Below are 1,433 nucleotides of genomic sequence, written 5' to 3'. Positions count from 1 at the left end.
ATGAAAACGCTGTTTCTGCAGGCCCCGTCGTATGACGGCTTCGACGGTGGCGCGGGCTCGCGCTACCAGGCAAAGCGCGAGATCCGCTCGTTCTGGTATCCCACCTGGCTCGCGCAGCCCGCGGCCCTCGTGCCCGACAGCCGCGTGCTCGACGCACCGGCCGACGGTCTGGGCGTGGAAGAAACGCTGAAGATTGCAGCCGCATACGACCTCGTCATCATCCACACGAGCACGCCGTCGTTCCCGACCGACGCGCTCTTCTGCGAAGACCTCAAGAAGCGCAAGCCGTCGATCGTCATCGGTCTGGTGGGCGCGAAGGTGCAGGTCGATCCGCACAATTCGCTCACGGCGAGCGAGGCGATCGATTTCGTCTGCCGCGAGGAATTCGACTTCACCTGCAAGGAAATCGCCGAAGGCATGCCGCTGGCCGAGGTCAAGGGCATTTCGTGGCGCGCGAAGGACGGCTCGATCGAGCACAACCCGGGGCGTCCGGTGCTGGAAGACATGGACTCGCTGCCGTTCGTCGCGCCGATCTACAAGCGCGACCTGAAGATCGAGAATTACTTCATCGGCTACCTGAACTACCCGTACGTGTCGATCTACACGGGCCGGGGCTGCAAGTCGCGCTGCACGTTCTGCCTGTGGCCGCAGACCGTGAGCGGCCACGTCTACCGCACGCGTTCGGTCGAGAACGTGCTCGAGGAAGCGAAGTGGATCCGCGAGAACATGCCGGAAGTCAAGGAGCTCATGTTCGACGACGACACCTTCACCGACGACCTGCCGCGCGCCGAAGCGATCGCCATCGGTCTGGGCAAGCTCGGCATGACGTGGTCGTGCAACGCGAAGGCGAACGTGCCGTACAAGACGCTCAAGATCATGAAGGAAAACGGCCTGCGTCTGTTGCTCGTGGGCTTCGAATCGGGCGATGACCAGATTCTCGTGAACATCAAGAAGGGCGTGCGCACGGACTTCGCGCGCCGCTTCAGCGCCGACTGCAAGACGCTCGGCATCAAGGTGCACGGCACCTTCATTCTGGGGCTGCCGGGCGAGACGCAGGACACGATCAAGAAGACGATCGAGTACGCGAAGGAAATCAATCCGCATACGATTCAGGTGTCGCTGGCGGCGCCCTATCCGGGCACGACGCTGTACAAGCAGGCCGTGGAAAACGGCTGGATGGAAGAGAACAAGACCATCAACCTGGTGAGCAAGGAAGGCGTGCAACTGGCGGCGATCGGCTATTCACATCTGTCGCGCGACGAGATCTATCACCACCTCGAACAGTTCTATCGCCAGTTCTATTTCCGGCCGTCGAAGATCTGGGAGATCGTGCGCGAGATGCTCACGAGCTGGGACATGATGAAGCGGCGTCTGCGCGAAGGCGTGGAGTTCTTCCGCTTCCTGCGCGCACACGAGGCATGATGGACCGCTCG

General features: G+C 61.9%; 1 protein-coding gene. It reads left to right on the top strand.

Going from position 1 to position 1,433, the window contains the following annotated elements:
- On the top strand, window positions 1-1,422 hold a 1,422-nt coding region (gene hpnJ / locus ACOJB8_RS41040; protein WP_342945568.1), incomplete at its 5' end, for a hopanoid biosynthesis associated radical SAM protein HpnJ.
- Between the last annotated feature and the right edge of the window lie 11 nt (window positions 1,423-1,433).

Source organism: Paraburkholderia sp. BR10141 (assembly GCF_056155635.1).
Note: the sequence above shows the minus strand (reverse complement) of the source record. Positions and strands in the feature narration are given on the sequence as shown.